General features: G+C 45.1%; 17 protein-coding genes. 8 read left to right on the top strand and 9 right to left on the bottom strand.

The annotated features are described in order from the left end of the window. The 4 genes from lpxK to U9J37_RS05875 all read left to right on the top strand — a co-directional run bounded on the left by lpxK (window position 1) and on the right by U9J37_RS05875 (window position 2464). Window positions 1-1008 (top strand): tetraacyldisaccharide 4'-kinase, encoded by a 1008-nt coding sequence (lpxK, locus tag U9J37_RS05890; RefSeq protein WP_005475012.1) that lies wholly within the window; start codon window positions 1-3, stop codon window positions 1006-1008. Beyond that, window positions 989-1168 carry a Trm112 family protein gene (locus U9J37_RS05885; RefSeq protein ID WP_005474972.1) on the top strand — a complete coding sequence of 60 codons (180 nt, stop codon included), beginning with the start codon at window positions 989-991 and terminating at the stop codon, window positions 1166-1168. The genes lpxK and U9J37_RS05885 overlap by 20 nt, the downstream gene beginning before the upstream one ends. Further along, complete coding sequence (kdsB, locus tag U9J37_RS05880) at window positions 1168-1920, top strand: 3-deoxy-manno-octulosonate cytidylyltransferase (protein ID WP_005474967.1); 753 nt, start codon at window positions 1168-1170, stop codon at window positions 1918-1920. The genes U9J37_RS05885 and kdsB overlap by 1 nt, the downstream gene beginning before the upstream one ends. Window positions 1921-1990: 70 nt before the next feature. Beyond that, window positions 1991-2464, top strand: a complete 474-nt coding sequence (locus U9J37_RS05875) for a GrpB family protein (protein ID WP_043887269.1) — start codon at window positions 1991-1993, stop codon at window positions 2462-2464. A gap of 36 nt (window positions 2465-2500) precedes the next feature. Here the strand turns inward: U9J37_RS05875 and U9J37_RS05870 are convergent, their stop codons facing one another. From U9J37_RS05870 to U9J37_RS05860, 3 genes are all read right to left on the bottom strand, one after another. Next, window positions 2501-4039 (bottom strand): SpoVR family protein, encoded by a 1539-nt coding sequence (locus tag U9J37_RS05870; protein ID WP_005475013.1) that lies wholly within the window; start codon window positions 4037-4039, stop codon window positions 2501-2503. A gap of 8 nt (window positions 4040-4047) precedes the next feature. Further along, on the bottom strand, window positions 4048-5319 hold the full coding sequence (locus U9J37_RS05865; protein WP_005475011.1) for a YeaH/YhbH family protein: 1272 nt from the start codon (window positions 5317-5319) through the stop codon (window positions 4048-4050). A 136-nt stretch (window positions 5320-5455) separates the two neighbouring features. Next, window positions 5456-7390, bottom strand: a complete 1935-nt coding sequence (locus U9J37_RS05860) for a PrkA family serine protein kinase (RefSeq protein WP_005474957.1) — start codon at window positions 7388-7390, stop codon at window positions 5456-5458. A 434-nt stretch (window positions 7391-7824) separates the two neighbouring features. Between U9J37_RS05860 and U9J37_RS05855 the strand changes: the two genes are divergently transcribed. Next, entirely contained in the window at window positions 7825-9711 is a 1887-nt protein-coding gene (locus U9J37_RS05855) for a methyl-accepting chemotaxis protein (protein ID WP_005475004.1), read from the top strand. A 48-nt stretch (window positions 9712-9759) separates the two neighbouring features. On the opposite strand, the gene U9J37_RS05850 is transcribed toward U9J37_RS05855, so the two are convergent. From U9J37_RS05850 to pflA, 3 genes are all read right to left on the bottom strand, one after another. Beyond that, window positions 9760-10260: a YfbU family protein gene (locus U9J37_RS05850; protein ID WP_005474938.1), complete on the bottom strand. Its 501-nt coding sequence runs from the start codon at window positions 10258-10260 to the stop codon at window positions 9760-9762. Window positions 10261-10384: 124 nt separating this feature from the next. Beyond that, complete coding sequence (locus tag U9J37_RS05845) at window positions 10385-11017, bottom strand: hypothetical protein (RefSeq protein WP_416200455.1); 633 nt, start codon at window positions 11015-11017, stop codon at window positions 10385-10387. A gap of 101 nt (window positions 11018-11118) precedes the next feature. After that, the gene (pflA, locus tag U9J37_RS05840) at window positions 11119-11859 is read right to left on the bottom strand and encodes a pyruvate formate lyase 1-activating protein (RefSeq protein WP_038213738.1); all 741 of its coding nucleotides are present in this window, start codon (window positions 11857-11859) and stop codon (window positions 11119-11121) included. A 226-nt stretch (window positions 11860-12085) separates the two neighbouring features. On the opposite strand from pflA, the gene U9J37_RS05835 reads away from it, so the two are divergent. Continuing rightward, the gene (locus U9J37_RS05835) at window positions 12086-13966 is read left to right on the top strand and encodes a methyl-accepting chemotaxis protein (RefSeq protein WP_005474961.1); all 1881 of its coding nucleotides are present in this window, start codon (window positions 12086-12088) and stop codon (window positions 13964-13966) included. Here U9J37_RS05835 and U9J37_RS05830 read toward each other — a convergent pair. The 3 genes from U9J37_RS05830 to U9J37_RS05820 all read right to left on the bottom strand — a co-directional run bounded on the left by U9J37_RS05830 (window position 13963) and on the right by U9J37_RS05820 (window position 19294). After that, window positions 13963-14958, bottom strand: coding sequence for a lipid A deacylase LpxR family protein (locus U9J37_RS05830; RefSeq protein ID WP_416200454.1), 996 nt, complete (start codon window positions 14956-14958; stop codon window positions 13963-13965). The genes U9J37_RS05835 and U9J37_RS05830 overlap by 4 nt on opposite strands. Window positions 14959-15142: 184 nt before the next feature. After that, window positions 15143-17419 carry a formate C-acetyltransferase gene (gene pflB, locus U9J37_RS05825; RefSeq protein ID WP_005474959.1) on the bottom strand — a complete coding sequence of 759 codons (2277 nt, stop codon included), beginning with the start codon at window positions 17417-17419 and terminating at the stop codon, window positions 15143-15145. Between the two features lie 327 nt (window positions 17420-17746). Then, the gene (locus U9J37_RS05820; protein WP_005474992.1) at window positions 17747-19294 is read right to left on the bottom strand and encodes a DUF3360 family protein; all 1548 of its coding nucleotides are present in this window, start codon (window positions 19292-19294) and stop codon (window positions 17747-17749) included. A 665-nt stretch (window positions 19295-19959) separates the two neighbouring features. On the opposite strand from U9J37_RS05820, the gene U9J37_RS05815 reads away from it, so the two are divergent. Both U9J37_RS05815 and U9J37_RS05810 read left to right on the top strand, forming a co-directional pair. Then, window positions 19960-20730: an ABC transporter ATP-binding protein gene (locus U9J37_RS05815; protein WP_005475015.1), complete on the top strand. Its 771-nt coding sequence runs from the start codon at window positions 19960-19962 to the stop codon at window positions 20728-20730. 64 nt (window positions 20731-20794) lie between these two features. Further along, window positions 20795-21565: an L-arginine-binding protein AotJ gene (locus U9J37_RS05810; protein WP_038134223.1), complete on the top strand. Its 771-nt coding sequence runs from the start codon at window positions 20795-20797 to the stop codon at window positions 21563-21565. Window positions 21566-21600: the final 35 nt, after the last annotated feature.

Raw genomic sequence — 21600 nt, 5'->3', positions numbered from 1 at the left:
GTGATTGAAAAAATCTGGTTTGAGAATCACCCGATAAAGTATTTACTCTGGCCATTGTTATGGCCATTGAGCTTGCTGTTTTCTGCAATTAGCGGTGCGAGAAGGTCCAAGTTTGAATCAGGTCAAAAGCCAAGTTATCGTGCACCTGTTCCTGTCGTTGTAGTGGGCAACATAACCGCTGGTGGTAATGGTAAAACACCGGTGGTTATTTGGTTGGTTGAGCAACTGCAAGCTATGGGATTCCAGCCTGGTGTTGTTTCACGCGGATATGGGGCGAAAGCTCCCCATTATCCTTTGTTTGTTGATGATGCCACTTCTACACGACACTGTGGGGATGAGCCGAAGCTTATCCACAAACGGACAGGAGCGCCGGTTGCTGTTTCACCTGTGCGAAGTGATGCTGTCAAAGCGCTGTTGCCGTTAGGGGTCGATATCATTATCACGGATGATGGGCTTCAACATTATGCACTGCAACGCGATATAGAGATTGTGGTTGTGGATGGTAAGCGCCGTTTTGGTAATGAATCTTTGATTCCCTTAGGGCCGCTAAGAGAAGGCACCGAACGCCTCAAGCAAGTCGATTTTATCATCACGAATGGCGGTGAAGCCGAGTATGGTGAGATGTCGATGACGCTTGAACCAGCGAATGCCGTCAACCTAAATAGCGGCCAAAGTGAGCAAGTCGCAGCGCTAGACAAGCTGGTTGCAATGGCGGGAATTGGTCACCCTCCTAGGTTTTTTACTACGCTAAAGCAACTTGATGCAAAACTTGTCTACACGCAAGGATTTGCGGATCATAAAGATTTTGAACAGTCAGAGTTAGATGCTCTCGCCAACCGAGGCGAACATCTTATAATGACAGAAAAAGATGCAGTAAAATGCGCCCACTATGCGAAAGAAAATTGGTGGTACTTACCCGTAACCGCCTGTTTCTCTTCCGCAGACAAGAGTCGCATTTTGAATAAAATAAAAGAGGTTAAGGAAACGTATGGATCACCGTCTGCTTGAAATCGTGGCATGTCCAGTATGTAAAGGTAAGTTAACATTTGATAAGGACAAGCAAGAGTTGATCTGTAAGCTGGACCGCTTAGCTTACCCTATTAAAGAAGGGATTCCTGTGTTACTTGAGCCAGAGGCTCGTCAAATGAGTATGGATGAGGGGCGCTAATGTCGTTTACTGTCGTCATTCCTGCGCGTTATCAATCGACGCGCTTACCAGGTAAACCACTGGCAGATATCGGCGGAAAACCAATGATCCAGTGGGTGTATGAGCAGGCTATTCAAGCGGGCGCTGAGAACGTTATTATTGCGACGGACGATAAGCGCGTCGAGAGTGCAGTTCAAGGGTTTGGCGGCCAAGTTTGCATGACATCGCCGAATCACGAATCCGGCACTGAACGCTTAGCGGAAGTTGTTGAGCTGATGGCGATTCCTGATGATCACATCGTTGTGAATGTCCAAGGTGATGAGCCTCTAATCCCACCGAGCATTATTCGTCAGGTGGCTGATAATTTGGCCAACTGTAGCGCGCCTATGGCAACACTGGCGGTTGAAATTGAAGATGAGGCAGAAGTCTTTAATCCCAATGCAGTAAAGGTTCTGACGGATAAAGATGGCTATGCCATGTACTTTAGTCGAGCCACGATTCCTTGGGATCGCGATAGCTTTGCCAATGAAAATAAAGAGATTAAGCAGCCTCTGATGCGTCACATTGGAATCTACGCGTACCGAGCCGGTTTTATTAATACCTACATCAATTGGCAACCAACAGCGCTTGAAAAAATTGAGTGCTTAGAGCAACTGCGTGTTCTTTGGTATGGTGAAAAAATCCATGTCGAAGTTGCGAAGGAATCACCGGCTGCTGGCGTTGACACCCCAGAAGACTTGCAAGTGGTGAGAGAACTCATCGCTCGTCGATAGTAGTCAGAATTAAGAAAGCGTCTGTTGATATTCATCAGGCGCTTTTTGCTTATCAAGGGTCGATAAAATGATGAAGTTCTTACCTCCTGAAGCGTATCAAAGTGACTGTGAAGCAATGTACCTAGCCTACAGATCCAAAATTAAAACTCTGCTACCTGATGCGCGAGTAGAGCACGTTGGGGCATCATCGATTCCACAGGCGGTCTCTAAAGGAGATCTGGATATTTTTGTTGGTGTGGACAAACAGCAACTGGAGCGTTCAGTTACTGCGCTGAAACAGCTTGGGTTTGAGGAGAAACAAGACACACTCCGTACTCATCAACTTTGCATGTTGGAATCAACAAACGAGCAAGACATTGCCCTACAAGTGGTCGAGTTAGGATCTGAGTTTGAATGCTTTCTAACCTTTCGAGACAAATTGAGAGAAAATCCTTCATTGGTAGCTGAATACAATTCTTTAAAACGCGAGTGTGAAGGCTTGGAAGTAAACGCTTATCGAGAGAAAAAATCGGCCTTTATCGAAGGTGTACTTTCCAGCCAATAAAAAAGGCCGTCGCCGGCCTTTAGTCATGGAGATTGATTAAATCTTCGCGTCGTAATCATTACGTTTAGGACAAGTGCTGAGAATTTCTCGTCGCCCGGTCTCTTTTACCTCTTCCAAAATAATGTCAAAGCCCCATAGCCGATACAGGTGTTTGAGCACTTCATCGTAGCTCTCATCTAGAGGAATGCGATCGTGTGGTACATATTGGAGCGTTAAGGAGCGGTCGCCTCGCACATCAACGTTAAACACTTGGATATTTGGTTCTAGATTGCTCAGGTTGTACTGAGCGGCGAGTTTCTCGCGGATCGCGCGGTAGCCCGAGTCGTTATGAATCGCAGCGACCTCGATATAGTTCTTGCGATCATCATCGACGATGGCAAACAGCTTAAAATCTCGCATCAGCTTCGGAGACAGATATTGACTAATGAAGCTCTCATCTTTGAAGTTTTGCATTGCAAAGTGAACAGCATCTAACCAGTCTGTCCCAGCTAATTCAGGGAACCACTCTCTATCTTCATCGGTTGGCTCTTCACAAATTCGTCTAATATCCCTAAACATAGCGAAGCCCAAAGCATAAGGGTTAATACCACTGAAGTACGGGCTATTGTATGGAGGCTGAGCAACCACACCGGTATGGCTGTGAAGAAACTCTAAGATAAACCTATCTGTCACTAATCCTTCGTCATAGAGATGATTGAGGATGGTGTAGTGCCAAAACGTCGCCCAACCTTCGTTCATCACCTGAGTTTGTTTTTGTGGATAGAAATACTGGCTTATCTTGCGCACAATACGCACAATCTCGCGCTGCCAAGATTCAAGCAGTGGCGCATGTTTTTCGATAAAGTAGAGAATGTTCTCTTGAGGCTCACTTGGGAAACGAACCTTTTGATCTTCTTGCTCGATCGTCGACTTTGGTACCGTGCGCCAAAGATCATTCACTTGAGATTGCAAATACGCCTCGCGTTCTTCTTGTCGAGATTTCTCCTCTGCGATTGAGATTTTTTCAGGTCGTTTGTACCGATCGACACCAAAATTCATCAGCGCATGGCAAGAATCGAGTAACTCTTCGACCTCTTTCTCTCCATATTTTTGCTCACACTCAGCAATGTACTTTTTGGCGAACAGTAGGTAATCAATAATTGAGCTGGCATCAGTCCAAGTTTGGAAAAGGTAATTGCCTTTGAAGAATGAATTGTGGCCGTAGCAAGCGTGCGCCATGACAAGCGCTTGCATGGTCACGGTGTTTTCTTCCATCAGGTAGGCAATACAAGGATTGGAATTAATGACGATCTCATACGCAAGACCCATCTGACCATGTTTGTAGCCTTGCTCGGTTTGAATGAACTTCTTACCAAATGACCAATGATTGTAGTTGATTGGCATACCAATACTTGAGTACGCATCCATCATTTGTTCAGAAGTGATGACTTCAATTTGGTTAGGGTATGCGTCAAGCCTGTAATGATCCGCAACGCGTTTTATCTCTTTGTGGTAGCGGTCAAGTAATTCAAACGTCCAATCTGGGCCGTCAGGCAGCGCTTTGCTTTTTGTTGGCTTTTTTGTCTTGGTAGTCATATTGCCCCCTAAGCGGTCTCTTTTTGGAACAGCTCGCGGAATACAGGGAAAATGTCCTCAACCGCACGAATGTTTTTCATCGCGAAATTCGGAAAGTCTCCTGCGAGTTTTTCATACTCATGCCACAAGGTTTGATGCGAGCGTCGAGTAATTTCGATGTACGAGTAGTATTGACAGTTAGGTAGTAATTTTTTCGTCAGTAGTTCACGACAGCGAGGCGAATCGTCCGCCCAGTTATCGCCATCTGAGGCTTGCGCGGCATAAATGTTCCATTCGCCGACAGGGAAGCGCTCAGCGACGATCTCGTTCATCAACTTAAGTGCACTGGAGACAATGGTTCCCCCTGTCTCTTGCGAATAAAAGAACTCATGTTCATCGACTTCTTTCGCTTGTGTATGGTGGCGGATGAAAACCACTTCGACATTTTCGTAGGTTCGGGTGAGGAATAGATAAAGCAGTACGTAAAACCGTTTTGCGATGTCTTTTGTTGCTTGGTCCATTGAACCCGATACGTCCATTAAGCAGAACATGACCGCTTGGCTAGATGGAATCGGTCTTCGCTCATAGTTCTTAAAGCGCATATCGAAGGTATCAATAAAGGGCACTGTATCGATTTTGTGTCGCAGCGCTTTGATTTCGTCTTGTAAACGTTGCTCTTCTAGAAGTTGAGCGGGTTCGCTCATTTTGACTTTATCGAGTTCTTCTTCCAACTCTCTGAGCATTCTTCGCTTACCAGCTGTCATTGCGGTTCGACGCGCTAGGGATTGCTGAAGTGATTTTACGATCGCAATATTGGCTGGAACACCTGCGGTTTGGTAACCCGCTCGGTGCGTTTTCCATTCGGTAATTTTTGCGATTTGATTCTTTTCTAGGTTAGGTAATTCGAGGTCTTCAAAGAGAATATCTAGGTACTCATCCTTAGATATTTGAAATACAAATTCATCTTGCCCCTCGCCATCGGGGCTGGCCTCGCCTTCGCCAGAACCTCCTCCTTGACCGCCTCCTTTAGGACGTTCGATTTTATCACCGGTAATGAACTGGTCATTGCCGGGATGAACGCGTTCTTTTAATCCGCCCTTACCTTGATGAAACACGGGTTCTTTAATGTCTTTGTGAGGAATAGAGACGTCTTCGCCGGTCTCTGTATTGGTAATGGAGCGGCGATTCACCGCGTCTGCAACAGATTCTTTAATCTGCTCTTTATGTCGGCGTAAAAAGCGCTGGCGGTTTACAGCACTTTTATTCTTGCCGTTCAGTCTTCGGTCAATAAATTGCGCCATGAGTCACCCCTTATCTGCACCGTGAAACAATAAGCTTCAACGAATCTATCTTGCATCCAAATGCCTGCCAGATGTTCTCTGGCAGGTAAGTCATTGGCATCCTTCAATTGATGAAGGATTTGGCTGCATCGTTGTTTTAAGAAGACTTACGTACGCGCAAGTACCACTCAGACAACAGACGCACTTGTTTCTCGGTATACCCTTTCTCCATCATACGAGCGACAAAGTCGTCGTGTTTCTTTTGATCTTCAGACGAAGTTTTGGCGTTAAAGGAAATCACTGGCAATAGCTCTTCAGTGTTAGAGAACATCTTCTTCTCGATAACTGTGCGCAGTTTCTCGTAGCTAGTCCAAACAGGATTTTGACCGTTGTTGTTAGCGCGAGCACGGAGCACAAAGTTGACGATTTCATTTCGGAAATCCTTAGGATTACTGATGCCCGCGGTTTTTTCGATTTTCTCTAACTCATTGTTCAACGCAGAGCGATCAAATAGCTGGCCTGTTTCTGGATCACGGTATTCTTGGTCTTGAATCCAGAAATCTGCATAGGTGACGTAACGATCAAAGATGTTTTGTCCGTACTCAGAGTATGACTCTAAGTAGGCCGTTTGAATCTCTTTACCGATGAATTCGACATAGCGAGGCACTAAGTAACCTTTCAAGAATTCTAGGTATTTCTCAGCCGTTTCTTGAGGGAACTGTTCACGCTCAATTTGCTGTTCGATGACGTAGAAAAGATGAACAGGGTTAGCAGCGACTTCGGTTTGGTCGAAGTTGAATACGCGAGAAAGAATCTTAAACGCGAAACGGGTAGAGAGACCAGACATGCCCTCATCGACGCCAGCGAAGTCTCGGTACTCTTGGTAGCTTTTCGCTTTAGGGTCGGTGTCTTTGAGTGTTTCGCCATCGTAAACACGCATCTTCGAGAAGATGGATGAGTTTTCAGGCTCTTTTAGGCGCGACAAGATACTGAATTGAGACAGAAGCTCGAGCGTGCTAGGGGAGCAAGGCGCTTTGGACAGCTCTGAGTGGTCGAGCAATTTCTGGTAAATTTTTACTTCTTCAGAAACGCGTAGACAGTACGGAACTTTTACGATGTAAACACGGTCTAGGAAGGCTTCGTTATTCTTATTGTTGCGGAAAGTTTGCCACTCGGATTCGTTAGAGTGCGCTAAAATCATGCCATCAAACGGTAGGGCAGAAAGACCTTCGGTACCGTTGTAGTTGCCTTCTTGCGTAGCCGTAAGTAGAGGGTGTAGCACCTTGATTGGTGCTTTAAACATCTCGACAAACTCCATTAAACCTTGGTTAGCTCGACATAGCGCACCTGAGTAGCTGTAGGCATCTGGGTCATCTTGCGAGAAATGTTCCAGCTGGCGAATGTCCACTTTACCTACCAATGAAGAGATGTCTTGGTTGTTTTCATCGCCCGGCTCTGTTTTCGCAATCGCAAGTTGGTCAAGGATCGATGGGCGTACTTTCACTACTTTGAATTTCGAGATATCGCCACCGAACTCATGCAGGCGCTTCGCCGCCCAAGGTGACATGATTGAGCGTAGGTAACGTTTTTCGATGCCGTACTCTTGTTTCAACAGTTCGCCGTCTTCGTTTACGTCAAACAGGCAGAATGGATGGTCGTTGACGGGGCTGCGTTCACCATTTGCAGAAAGCACATAAATAGGAACTTGCTGCATCAAGGCTTTGAGTTTTTCTGCTAGTGACGATTTACCCCCACCCACAGGTCCCAATAGGTAGAGGATTTGTTTGCGTTCTTCTAGGCCTTGCGCCGCATGTTTTAGGTAGGAGACGATTTGTTCGATCGCTTCTTCCATACCATAGAAATCTTTGAATGTGTCGTAGCGTGAGATGACGCGGTTGGAGAAAATACGACTAAGTTGAGGATCTTGGGCGGTATCGATGATCTCTGGTTCGCCAATCGCCATCAACAGTCGCTCTGCTGCGTTAGCGTAAGCGCTTTTGTCATCTTTACATAGGCTAAGAAAATCTTGTAGGGACAATTGTTCATCCTTGGAAGCTTCATAGCGTGCTTGGAAATGGTCGAAAATACTCATAATGAATTCCCCTTTGAACCTGTCAAATTGACAATAAACCCGCATAGAAAAGCAAAATCCTTTCTAATTTAAGCCTAGTTGCTTTTTAGAATTTTGCTTAAAAAATATGTGTTTAATTGCAAATTGTGATGAAAAGCAAAATGCACCTGCGTTCTGCTACCGTATTGAATTTACCTACGTATAAAGCAGAGAAATATGTCACTTGATCTTGTCCTTGACGTGTACCAGAGGGGGAGATAAACACCAGCGCTAGGAAGATCTTCGTTCGCTTGGTTAGTTGCTTGTATTGGCTTGAGAAAAAGATTGGTGGAAAAAAGGAAAGTGTTGTTTTGCAAACTTTCGAGCTAGATCATTATTTATTTTTAACCTCAAAATATAATGTTGGTGACTTTTAAAAAGTTTATTAAATAACTAGAACGAATAGCGAATGAATCATGCTAAATAAATTATCACTGAAGAATAAACTCGCCATATCCGCGAGTGTTGCCATCGTAGTCGGGGGACTATTGGTCGAAGGCTTGTCTTTCAAAGCGTCGCTTGATCGCCTCAATATTGAGGTTGAACAGCGTTTAGAGAGCACGGCATCGTCTTACAATCAATATGTGGCGGACTGGATTACGTCCAAAGAACGCGCTTTGACTTCCCTTTCTCAAGAGTCGAAAAAAGAATCTATAGTCACTCATTTAAAGCAAGTAAAGGATTCTGCCGGCTTTGACAATGTGTTCATTGCTTACCCTGATGGGAGCCAGAACAACGCGAATGGGGTCGTGTTACCGCCAGGCAACGATGACCCTAGGAAGTGGGGTTGGTATCAAAACGCGGTAAAGCAGCCGGCAAAAGTGTTTATGGATAACCCCACGGTTGCTGCAGCGACCGGCGCAAATGTCGTCTCTTTGGGTAAAGCGCTTAACTTGCATGGGGAGCAGGTTGTTCTTGGCGCGGACGTTGAAATTACCGATATTTTGGGTGGAATGGAAAAGGTCATTTTGCCTGGCGACGGATATATGTTCATCGCGAATAAACAAGGCAATGTGTTTGCTCACCAGGATACGTCGCTACTTAATGAATCCTTAACGCGTTTGGGTTTAGACGAGGCCACCATTCGTAAAGCGGTCAGCACTGGTCATGACATCTTTGTGACCGTTTTGGGCGAGGAGTCTGTGGTTTATGCCAGTGAGATTGGTTCGACAGGTCTTACGACGGTGATCGTTGTGAACTATGACTCGTTAGTCGAGCCTTTATTTGGTGCTGTCTGGGGGCAGTTATTGGTGACGGGGATTGTGGTTGTCGTGTGTACACTGCTGTTTAACATCTTGTGTACCATCTTGTTCCGCCCGTTGACCAATGTTTCTAACGCACTTGAGCAGATAGCGAATGGTAGCGGTGACTTGACTCAAAGAATCGATGTGGAATCAAACGATGAAGTGGGTAAGCTGGCGCATAACTTTAACGTCTTTGTTGGCAGCTTACAGCAATTGATTGGCCATATCCGTGAGCAGTCTTACCAGTTAACGGAGCAATCAGAGCTCAGTACCCAGCGTTCGAATCGTTCGGTTGATGAAATTCATCATCAGCAACAAGAAATCACTATGGTCGCGACAGCGGTAACTGAACTTGCGAGCGCGACACAAGAGATTGCCTCGCATGCTGAGCGTACCGCGCAAGCTGCTCAAGACTCTACTTTGAGCACGGATAACGGGCACCTTCTCGTTGAGAACACGAAAGGTTCAATCAATAAACTAGCGATTGAGCTGGAATCAGCTCGTCAGGTTGTGGGCGCTTTGGAGCGACACGGCCAAGAAATCTCAACCGTGCTATCTACAATTCAAGGTATTGCTGAACAGACCAACTTACTTGCGTTGAACGCAGCCATTGAAGCCGCGCGAGCGGGTGAGCAGGGCAGAGGCTTTGCCGTGGTGGCCGATGAAGTACGTGTATTGTCGCAGCGAACTCATTCCTCAACGGAAGAAATCAAAAACACCATCGCCGTATTGCAAGACACAACGGCTCAGGCTGTTTCCATCATGGAAAGCAGTGGCGAACTTGCTGGGATGTCGGTTGAAGATGCGGACAAGGCTTCCGCCGCTTTGGGTGAGATTAACTCAGCGGTGACATTAATCAGCGACATGGCCACTCAAATAGCGACAGCGGCTGAAGAGCAAACGCATGTCACCAGTGAAATCACCCAGAACATCACTTCTATCAAAGACGTGGCTGATCAATTGGTGGTGGGTGCGAACCAAAGCTCAGAAGGGGCTCATCAAGTTCGGAGTCAAGCTGAGGAGCTCGTTGCCAAAGTGGCGACTTTTAAACTCAGCTAACAGAGATCAAAAAAGGGACCGTTCGGTCCCTTTTCTTTGTGCGTTAGGTTAAGCGTTAAAAATTTGCTTTAATTCGTTTGCGCACAAATGGTATTGGCGAGGGCAATTGCGCCACGTTGTAAGCATACGGCGATACTTCTCTTGCATTGGCATTTGCGCGTTGAAGTGATGGTCACCTTTGTCAAACTGTGGGTAAAGACCTTCAGAATCGGTTAAAAAGCGCACGTAGTTTACTAGCTGAGACTCACTCGCAATGTCGTAACCTAGGAAAGTTAGGCGGCGCTGGTCTACATCTTTGCGCTCTTCTTCATCTAACATTTTGTTTGATTCTTGCATTGCGTGATACATCTCCATTGTGTCGATGATTTCACGACATTCGGCTTCACTTAAGCAGCCAAAATCTTTGTTTAATTCGCTCATTTGAAGCTCATACCCGCGCTCAACAATGGTCTGCAAGCGCTGATATTTAGCTGCGTTTGCGGGGTCCATTTGAGACATAAGGTAGTATTGGTTCGAAAGGATCAAACGTTGAGCGTTAGTCATTTCCATGGTGGCCTCACTAAAATAATCTAATACATTTTTAATGTGCTTAGGTTATCTGTTCGTGGATTGCTGAAACATGATCTCAACACATATTTAATATGAAAAGTACAAAGAATCCGCGAAAAATGACTTATTTTTTGCGGTAGTGGTTGTAGATGTAATCGCGATCGGAAAAAACGCGCAGCCACTCAGGTTTGAAGACGACAAACATGGTTAGCGCCATTCCGTTGAGCAAGCCTTCAGGAAAGGCGAGTAGCGGGATGAAAACCAGATAGTTGTCTACGATGGTTGTCCAATCGTGACTTCCTAGCAGCCATATGTAGACACCGCTGGCGAGCAGGTGAAGTGAGCCAGTTACAGCGCCATTGAAGAAGCCCGCAACGAAGATAAAAACGAAAATATTGCGTGGTAAATAGCAGTAGCTAAAGCGAAACACCAGTTGGCTGATAGCGATAGGAAAAAAGCATGAGAATATAAGATATTCAGGGACTTGGTACCAAGTTAGATCCGTCGTGAAGGTAAGCGCAGAAGTCGCGACGATAGAGAGCACGCACGAATTTTTCCAGCCATACATTAAGGTAAGCGTTGTCAGGGCTAAAAAGTGGATTGATAGCCCTTCTTTGACGCCTGCTTGTGCCGACCAAAGTAGAGTGAGCGCGGCAACCATGGCGAAAGTGAGATGCTGAAAAGTACGGTCGTGAAGAAACTTTGGCCAAAACACGTTCTTCACGTCAGACCAAATAAATGGACCTAGCGCCAGAATCGCAAGAAAAGCAAACAATTGGTGAAGTAGCACTCAAACTCCTATAAAAAAACCAACCTAGGTTAGGTTGGTATTTTTTACGAAAATGTGAGTACTTGGTATCAATATTTTACATTTGAGTGATACTGTTCAAGGATTGAAACAATCTTGTCCATGGTCTCTTTGGAAGGTGGGTTGATGCCTTCCAACGGATAGTCATGACCGAGCGCCTCCCATTTATGAGCACCAAGCTTGTGGTAGGGAAGTAACTCAATTTTTTCGATATTGTCCATATCTTTGATGAATTCACCGAGCATGTGAGCGGCTTCTTCATCATCTGTGTAGCCAGGTACCACAACGTAACGGATCCAAGTTTTTTGCCCCAGCTTATGTAGGTAACGAGCGAAATCCAACGTACGCTTGTTCGACACACCGATAAAATCATGATGGATTTCATCTTTCATATGCTTGAGATCAAGCATGACTAAATCCGTTGCTTCGAGGACTTCATCAATCACATCGGTGTGTTTGCGGATGTAGCCATTGGTGTCTAGGCAAGTGTGGATACCCTCTGATTGAGCTGCACGGAAAAAGTCTCTAACAAATTCTGGTTGCAGCATGGCTTCACCACCAGAGCAGGTCACACCGCCGCCCGAAGCGTTCATAAAATGACGATAGCTTTTTGCTTCGTTGATGATTTCGTCAACGGTCACTTCCTTGCCGCCATGAGTGTCCCAAGTGTCACGGTTGTGGCAGTACATACAGCGCATCAGACAGCCTTGCATAAAGACAATGAAACGGATTCCAGGTCCGTCGACGGTGCCACAGGACTCAAAAGAATGAATACGACCAGTTGTTGACATGAGCTCATCTCTAATAGGTTATTTGCGTGTCATTTTATTACAAAAAGTGTGGTTTAAATAGGGAAAGGGGGAGTTTCAAACAACATTTTACCGAATAAGAAAAAAAAACGTACTTAGGCTAAAATGTATGTTATAAAAATGTTGCGAATAATAATATTAATAACAAAAAATAAATAATAGTGGCTAGGCAAGTATTTTACATCCCACTGATGTTTAAGGATTATTTATGGATATGCTTGCGCTTTCACAGAAACAAAAAGTGATTGTCTTTTTGGTTATACTGACGATTGGATTTATTGCGTTAGCAGGGTACTCGTCGTCCAGGCTAACGCAAATGAGCGATCAGTATCACTCTAGTGCCGATATTGCTTCAGGTTCACTCTCTATTTATCAAACACAAAGTAAGATTCTTACACTGAGCAGCAACCTAGACAATTTGTCGGGGGCAAGTGTCAGTCAAGCCAAACAAGACATTTCAGTAATAGTTGCTTCTGTACAGGAAGACGCGGAGTTTTTAAACCGTGTCGGATTTGCCTCTCAGGCTGACACGCTCACCCAAAATGTGGCTCAGTTTGAGTCTGCAGCCAATCCGTGGTTAAAGCTAAAGTCGGAGCTAGGTTTTACCATCGATGAAGGGAAACTAGGCGAACTCAAACAACTTGCTACAACGATCGAAAAGAAAATCGAAGAAACAGGTATGGTGACCCTCAATTCAGATTTTCAGGCGATGGTGAAATCTCAGCAAAACTATCTACTTCAGCCCAATGAGCAAAATCTAAAACTGTTTAATCGTGCTATGGCTGGCTTTGAAAGCATGTCGAATGTTTATGCGATGTTGGAGCTATACGAAAAAGAAATAGAGCAGTATAAATCGACGTTCGTTAGAGTCAGTGAACTCTCACAACAGCTAGGCAGTGTTGAGCAACAGTTATTGGTGTCAAAAGCGCAACTCACCAAGATCATAGGGGCGATTACTCTTGAGCTTGCTTCTTTATCTGAGCAATATCAAACGTCTGCTACTAAAGCGTCAAATCAGACCCTTTGGTCAATTTTGGTCGCGTGTACAGTGTTGGCTGTGTTGACCATTACCATATTTGTGATGCAGAGCTCATCACTATCACGTTCGTTGAACAAAACAAGAAAAGTGCTAAGCGGTGTATCCGCAGGTGATCTCTCTCAACGAATGTCGCTAACGAAAAATAAGAACGACGAGTTTAATCAACTGGCACAGAGCATCAACGAGAGCTGTGAAAATCTCGGTGGTTTAGTTCAGGGGGTGCAGCGAAGCAGTCAAGAGTTATCAGGTAACGCGGCGGAACTTAATCAGGGGTTGGACAAGCTTGCTCATCATCAAAGTGAGGTGTTGGGGCAAACGGAGTTGTTGGCGTCGGCGACAGAAGAAGTGAGCGTAACGACGCAAGAAGTTTCGAATTCATTAGAGTTTGTTGCAGAAATCAGCCGATCATCAACTCGTTCAGCAGAAGATGGCGCCAAAGTCATTGGTGCGGCTATCGGCTCTCTCGATGAAGTGGCGACCATTTTGACCTCAGCTGCTGGACACATTCAGCAGTTGGAAGATGCGTCTGCGAAAGTCGATTCGGTAATGGAAATCATCAATGGTATCGCTGAGCAAACAAACTTGTTGGCACTGAATGCTGCGATTGAAGCGGCACGTGCTGGTGAGCAAGGACGCGGTTTTGCTGTCGTTGCTGATGAAGTGCGAAGTCTTGCGGTCAGAACTGTAGATGCGGTCTCTGAGATTTCTGAGACAATCGACACCATGAAGAAAGAAAGCGCGGAGGTCATTCAATATATTGGCCAATCGGAATCGTCCATGGCGACCGGACGAGAGCGCGGGCAAGAAGCGATGGATGCGCTAAAAACCATTACAGACAAAGCGGACGAAGCGTCCCATCAAACAGAAGTCATATTCCGTTCCATCAAAGAGCTGGCAACAACGAGTCAATCAATGGCTGATAACATGACTCAAATATCGGGTGCAATGAAAGATCTTGAAGAAAACAACGAACAACTCAAGGCAATCAGTGCGCAAGTTGAAGGAAGCGCGAGCAGCCTAAACACAGACTGCCAGCGATTCAATATTTAGAAAAACGCATACAACGAGAGGCTGCCATTTCCGTATAAGGAGTCGGACGCCTCTCGGTAATCTGGGGTTTTCGCCGCACTGCTCAAAGTCGCTCCAAAGCCGCGTCCATACCATGCAATGCCCGCCACAGCCGTCGCCTGCCAGTTTTCGAGTGTGACATCATAAATGCTCGGATCGGAGATTGAAGGATTCTCTTCAATGGCAGGACGATAGCCTTCGACGGTGAAATCATTGAACCTATATCGTCCCTCGATACCTGCAAACAAGAACCACCCTCCTTTTGAGCCACCTAACATTCCCGGTCTGAATGTGTATTCGTTGTCGATGTTTGCCGCACCCATGCTACCGGCAAGATCCGTCCCCCACCGGAACATAAAGCCAGTCGAGACATCAGAACGGAAACTACCGAAGTTACCTTCCGAAACGTTCGAGATTTCAAAATCCGTATTGGCAATTGAGCGCGCTCTCATCACATTAAAGTGAGACAGATATCCAACGCTACCTACTCGAGCATCTTCGATCTGGTAGTCCCAGCCGTTTGGCTCTTTTGACCCCGTGAGGCTGTGTACGATACTTTGAGCTCTATCAGCAAGAGAGCTCTCACCCGTTGTACCAATTGTCAAATTGAAGCGTTGCGCTTGTTGCGGGTGGAGGCTGATGTAGTTGAATTCAGTGTGTAAGTAACCCGCGTATGGACGCTCATTTTCCAAAGGATAGTCGGCTGAAATGTCGCTAGGAGTATACATTTTGTGGCCGAGCGTGAACTCAATTTTATCGAGAGACGCTGCACCCCAAATCGATAAACTCAATGGACTGAGAAGCCAGTGAGGGTTTATCGCGCTAGAGGTGTAAGTGAGAAAAAGACCATTGGTGTAATCTTGATCCACACCAAACAGCCCATCATTGTCTAATGCAAATGTAAAAGTTGAACGCTCTGATGCTTGAGCATTCAAAGAGAGTAAGAGCAATGGAACTAAGCAGGTTTTTTTAATCATCATTATTGTTAACCGCGGTAGACAAAGTGTGAAAGCTAAGCGAAAAGTAAATTTAGATCTATCACTAGCATAAGCAATTATTATGCCGGGGAAAATTTGACGATAGGGGATACATTGGGGGGTTTAGGGTACAAAAAAAGCCCCGCTTTTAAAGCGGGGCTTTCGATTCATTCAACTGAGATTATAGAGACTCAGTGAAAGTACGTGCGATTACGTCAGCTTGTTGCTCTGCAGTTAGAGAGTTGAAGCGTACAGCGTAACCAGATACGCGGATTGTTAGCTGAGGGTATTTCTCAGGGTGCTTAACTGCGTCTTCTAGAGTGTCACGGTTAAGTACGTTAACGTTCAGGTGCTGACCGCCTTCGATACCAGCTTCGTGGTGGAAGTAACCATCCATTAGACCAGCAAGGTTAGCGCGCTGTGAGTCTTCTTCTTTACCCAGTGCGTTCGGTACGATAGAGAAGGTGTAAGAGATACCATCTTTAGCGTGAGCAAACGGCAGTTTACCTACAGATGTTAGAGATGCTACCGCACCTTTCTCATCACGGCCGTGCATTGGGTTTGCACCTGGAGCGAATGGAGCGCCTGCACGACGACCATCTGGCGTGTTACCTGTCTTCTTGCCGTATACAACGTTAGATGTGATAGTAAGGATAGACTGAGTAGGAACAGCGTCACGGTAAGTCTTAAGCTTACGGATCTTGTTCATGAACACTTCAACAAGTTCACAAGCGATGTCATCTACGCGAGCATCGTTGTTACCGAATTTAGGGTAGTCGCCTTCGATTTCGAAGTCGATCGCTACGCCATCTTCGTCACGGATTGGTTTAACTTTCGCGTGCTTGATTGCAGATAGTGAGTCCGCAGCGATAGATAGACCAGCAATACCACAAGCCATAGTACGGTAAACGTCACGATCGTGTAGCGCCATTAGTGCAGACTCGTAGCTGTACTTGTCGTGCATGAAGTGGATGCTGTTTAGTGCAGCAACGTACTGCTTAGCTAACCAGTCCATGAAGTGGTCTAGGTTGCTCCACACTTCGTCGAAGTCTAGTACTTCTGAAGTGATTTTCGGCATTTCTGGACCAACTTGCATCTTCAGCTTCTCATCAACACCACCGTTGATTGCGTAAAGCATCGTTTTAGCAAGGTTCGCACGAGCGCCGAAGAACTGCATTTGCTTACCAACAACCATTGGAGATACACAACATGCGATTGCGTAGTCGTCTGACTCCATGTCTGGGCGCATTAGGTCATCATTTTCGTACTGGATAGAAGACGTATCGATAGATACTTTCGCACAGAACTTCTTGAAGCCATCAGGTAGTTGCTCAGACCAAAGTACAGTGATGTTTGGCTCTGGAGAAGGACCCATTGTGTATAGAGAGTTTAGGAAACGGAAGTTCGTACGAGTAACTAGCGTACGGCCGTCAAGACCCATACCACCCATAGATTCTGTTGCCCAGATTGGGTCTCCAGAGAATAGGTCATCGTACTCTGGAGTACGTAGGAAACGAACCATACGTAGTTTCATTACGAAGTGGTCAATCATCTCCTGAGCTTCTACTTCAGTGATCTTACCTGCAGCGATATCACGCTCGATGAAGATATCTAGGAACGTAGAAGTACGACCTAGAGACATAGCAGCGCCGTTTTGAGATTTAACAGCAGCTAGGTAACCGAAGTAAGTCCACTGAATAGCTTCTTGTGCAGTTTCTGCTGGGCGAGAGATATCGTAACCGTATTTCTCAGCCATAACTTTCATTTGGCCAAGTGCACGGTGCTGCTCAGCGATCTCTTCGCGAAGCTGCATAGTCATTTGAAGATCTTCACCGTTCTCAAATTTCTCTTGTAGAGAAGCGAATTGAGCTAGCTTGTCTTTCATTAGGAAGTCAATACCGTAAAGTGCAACACGACGGTAGTCACCGATGATACGACCACGACCGTAAGCATCTGGAAGACCTGTTAGAACACCAGATTTACGACATTTTAGGATATCAGGAGTGTAGATATCGAAAACACCCGCGTTGTGTGTTTTACGGTAATCTGTGTAGATTTCTTTGATTTTAGGATCCAGTTCACGACCGTAAACTTTACAAGAACCTTCAACCATGCGGATACCACCGTTAGGGATGATAGCGCGCTTAAGAGGAGCATCAGTTTGAAGACCAACGATAGTCTCTAGATCTTTTTCGATGTAGCCTGCATCGTGAGCAGTGATGGTAGAGATAACGTCAGTATCGAAGTCAACAGGTGCGTGAGTTGAGTTCTCAATTTTGATACCTTCCATTACCTTAGCCCAAAGCTTGTTAGTTGCTTCAGTACCTTCAGAAACTAGGAAAGATTCGTCGCCTTCATACGGTGCGTAGTTCTTCTGAATGAAATCACGAACGTTTACTTCATTTTGCCAATCACCTTCAGCAAAACCTTCCCAAGCTTTAGCAAATTGCTCTGCCATGACATACCTACCTTTTTAGTAGAAAAAACACGTACCTATCTGATCCGTTGAGCGAGTCAGATTCCCTATAGTGGGACGGTACACTCTTATGAATAACAATATGTATAGCCTTTAAATACGTTTATCGAAAGAACATAAAGCTATAAATATTGTCACTAGTTTTTACATGCTGTCTTATCAACTTGGCTTTAAGGGTAAACTAAAATTTTTTTGCAAACCTTAAACTAAATCAATAAAACGCCTTCTAGCTAAAAAAAATTTTAAAATATTTATTGAAACTAAAAAAAAGTTGAGAGCCCAAACAGGCTCTCAACGTCTATTGTGTTTTTATAGGAATGCTGGGATTCCATATTGCCCTTCTAGCATACCAACGGCAAGCATAGCAACTAAACAGATAATCAGAACGCCAACTGGGATAACGATTTTATCGACAAACGACAGGCGTGCTGCACGCTCTTTGTCACCAATTAGACCGTTGTTGTCTAGCAGCATTGTTAGCGCCCATGCAAGAACTGGGTTAACAACTGCTGAACCAAAGATACAGATACCTGCTGCTTGAGAATCTTTCGAATCTTTTACCATTTGCATACCCGCTTCAAGTAGAGGTAGAGATACACCTACAAGAAGAGCAACACGCATTACTGGTGGCCATACCGCGATGTCCATTGGGAAACCAAGGATTGCGATGATCATTACTAGCAGACCTAGAAGGATTGCACCACCAGGGATAGGACGCTTAGCGATTGCTGCAGGGATCATGTAAGTACCCCAAGATGATGTGATGTTACCACCACCAACCGCTGTACCTACCATCTGACGGATAGAACACATAGTCATCGTGTCATCAACGTCCATCAGTACTTTTTCAGTTTTCTTAGGGTAGTTCAGTTCTTGGAAGATACGGTGACCTAAGAAATCAGGAGACCACATCGCCACTGCAAGGATTGCAAACGGTAGTGATGCGATGAAGTGTTCCATATTAGGAAGACCTAGCATCCAACCTTCTTCTGTGCTGCCCCACCAGTAAACAGGGTTTAGGTTAGGAAGACCAGTTTCAGTAACGAACTTGATATCGAAACCTGCACCTAGAACAAGTGCAATCACCAAACCTGTGAAAGCACAAACTGGGATAGCTAACCAACGCTTGTTTACTTTCGCAAGGAATGCGTACAGTGCGATAGTCACAGCCAGTACGATAAGACCAACATAGCCCATGCTGCCAGCTGCTACTGTGTCAGACTGTAGACCAACCGCCCAAGCTTGGATCGAGTTGATTTGGCTCATGGTTCCGGTTAAACCAAGGAAGATAAGCAAACCGCCTGCGGTCCCTTGAGAGGTGAGGTTTACCAGCTTAGAGCCACCTTTAAGGAAGCTTAAAAGCAGACCAAATACACCGATAAGGATTGCCAATGCAAGAGGGTGTGCACCTGCTAAAGCGATGGTGCCGATAAGAGGGATCATTGGGCCGTGGTTACCGGCGAGGTTCGCTTTCGGGTTAATGAAGCCTGATGCGAGTACGCAGAATAGTAACGCAGGGATTAGCATTTCTACACGAGCAACCTCGATGGCGAAATCTTTACCAAGGTTTACGTGATCCCATGCTGCTGTAAGACCCTCTGCCCAAGACATCATTACCGCAGAGTACATCGCGATAATACCGATAGTACCTGCAAGTGCTGGTACCAAATCTTCTAATTCGAAACGGAAATCGCGACCAGGTAGGTTCAAACCAAAGCGGCGTGGCTTCATGATCTGAAGTTCGTGATCTAGATAGTCGCTACGGCTTTCAAACTCTGAAGCTGGACGGTGCAGCTCTCGGTAGCTCTTGTTTTCGATATCCGAATCAGAGTGCGGTTTATTGACTGCGTCTGACATAGATTCCTCATATTTAAAAAAGTTAATGATTCTTGGAAGAGTCGCCCTTAATTATTGTTTTCAGGCGTTCCTATAAAAACTCGCACAGCTTCCTGCATAAAAGTCCTTGTTCTATTGTTCTGTAGCGCAAACCCTTCGTGCTTAAGCTTAGACAATAGAAAAGACAAAAATTCGCTTATTGAGGCTTTTATCTTTGAGGCGAGTTTAACGTGCTAACCCTTAAGAGTGATTGATTTAGATCACTTTATGACAGAATGTGAAAGAAAACTACACACTTATAGGTTGTGGTTTAAATGGTGCAAACCCAAGCTGAAATTAATTTTCATAATGTAAGGTTTATAAGACAAGTTTTATAGTGTGCTTTCTGGTTCATATCGATTTCATGTTGAAGATTGCGTTAGATCTTGTTTTTATAAAAATGTTAATTGCTAGGCGTGTGATTAATTGTGCCTCTTGGTTTGATTTATGCGATAAATAAAGCCTTTTAAACTAAAAATTGAATTATTAGTCGTAGGATCTAACTTAATATCCTAAAAATGCAGGTTAATAATTTGTTGCAACTTGCGAGTCGTAGTGCTAGTTTGTAGCGAAATGTGAGTTAACACTCCACATTTACCCATCACACTGATGAAGGATGGGCAAAATAATAACAGGGAGTTGAGCGCATGAATGAAGTAGCAGCGCTGGATATAAAAGATTTACACAAGACCTTTGGTCAAAATGAAGTGTTAAAGGGTATCTCATTAGAAGCCCACAAAGGGGACGTCATTTCTATTATCGGGTCATCGGGCTCCGGTAAAAGTACCTTTCTTAGATGCATTAATCTTCTTGAGACCCCAACTGCTGGGGAAATTTGGGTTAACGGTGAGCTAATCCAAATGAAAAACAATCGTCAAGGAGAAGCCATTCCTGCCAACGAAAAGCAAGTTCAGCGTATCCGTTCGCGCTTAGCTATGGTTTTTCAAGGCTTTAATCTTTGGTCACATTTGACCGTCCTGGAAAACGTTATAGAAGCACCTGTGCACGTATTAGGTGTACCAAAAGCTCAAGCGATCGAAAACGCAGAACTTTTACTGAAAAAAGTTGGCCTGTATGAGCGCAAAGATTACTACCCAGGTCACTTGTCAGGAGGCCAGCAGCAGCGTGCGGCCATTGCCCGCGCGTTAGCCGTAGACCCAGAAGTTATGTTATTTGATGAGCCTACATCGGCTTTGGATCCAGAGTTGGTAGGTGAGGTTCTTGGTGTAATGCGTGATTTGGCTGAGGAAGGCCGAACCATGTTGGTGGTTACGCATGAAATGGCATTCGCTCGAGATGTGTCTAATCACGTAATGTTCTTGCATCAAGGGTTAGTCGAAGAGCAGGGCCATCCCGACAAGCTATTTACAAATCCAGATTCTGAACGCTTGAAGCAGTTCGTATCTTCTATCTACTAGCTGTAGTGACACAGCAAACACAACATAAGCAATATTTAAAATAAGAAATCACAGGAGTATGGAAATGAAAAAGTGGTTATTAGCAGCAACTCTGGCAGCAACAGCGGTATCTGGCGTTGCTCAAGCGAAAGATTGGAAAACAGTTCGCTTTGGCATTGAAGGCGCATACCCTCCATTCAGCTGGACAGAAGCAGATGGCTCTCTGAAAGGCTTTGACGTTGACATGGCCAACGCGCTTTGTACTGAGATGCAAGTCAAATGTAAGATCGTTGCGCAAGACTGGGATGGCATTATCCCTTCATTACTTGCTCGTAAATACGATGCAATCATTGCGGCAATGTCTATTACAGAAGAGCGTAAGAAGAAAGTAGATTTTACTGGTAAGTACGCGCTTATCCCTAACAAGTTCATCGCTAAGAAAGGCGCAGGTCTAGATTTTGACAACCTAGACGGGCAAAAAATCGCGGTACAACGTGCAACAACGCACGACAAGTACCTAACTGACAACTATGGCGATAAAGTTGAAATCGTTCGTTACGGCTCTTTCGATGAAGCGTACCTTGATCTAGCTAATGGTCGTGTTGCCGCAGTACTTGGCGATGCATCGGCATTAGAAGAAGGTGTATTGAATAAAGCGGGTGGCGAGGCATACGAATTTGTTGGTCCATCACTGACTGACCCTAAATGGTTCGGCGAAGGGTTTGGTATTGCGGTTCGCAAACAAGACAAAGACCTAACTCAGAAGCTAGATGCGGCGATTCTTTCTCTACGTGAGAAAGGTGTCTACCAAGAAATCGCAGCAAAATACTTCAACTACGACGTTTACGGTAAGTAAGCTCGATAATAAGGCCGCTGATAGGTTCCTAGAGG

The organism is Vibrio sp. 16 (genome assembly GCF_963681195.1).
GTDB lineage: Bacteria > Pseudomonadota > Gammaproteobacteria > Enterobacterales > Vibrionaceae > Vibrio > Vibrio sinaloensis_D.
The sequence above is the reverse complement of the archived record's forward strand: the minus strand, read 5'-3'. Positions and strand labels throughout refer to the sequence as shown.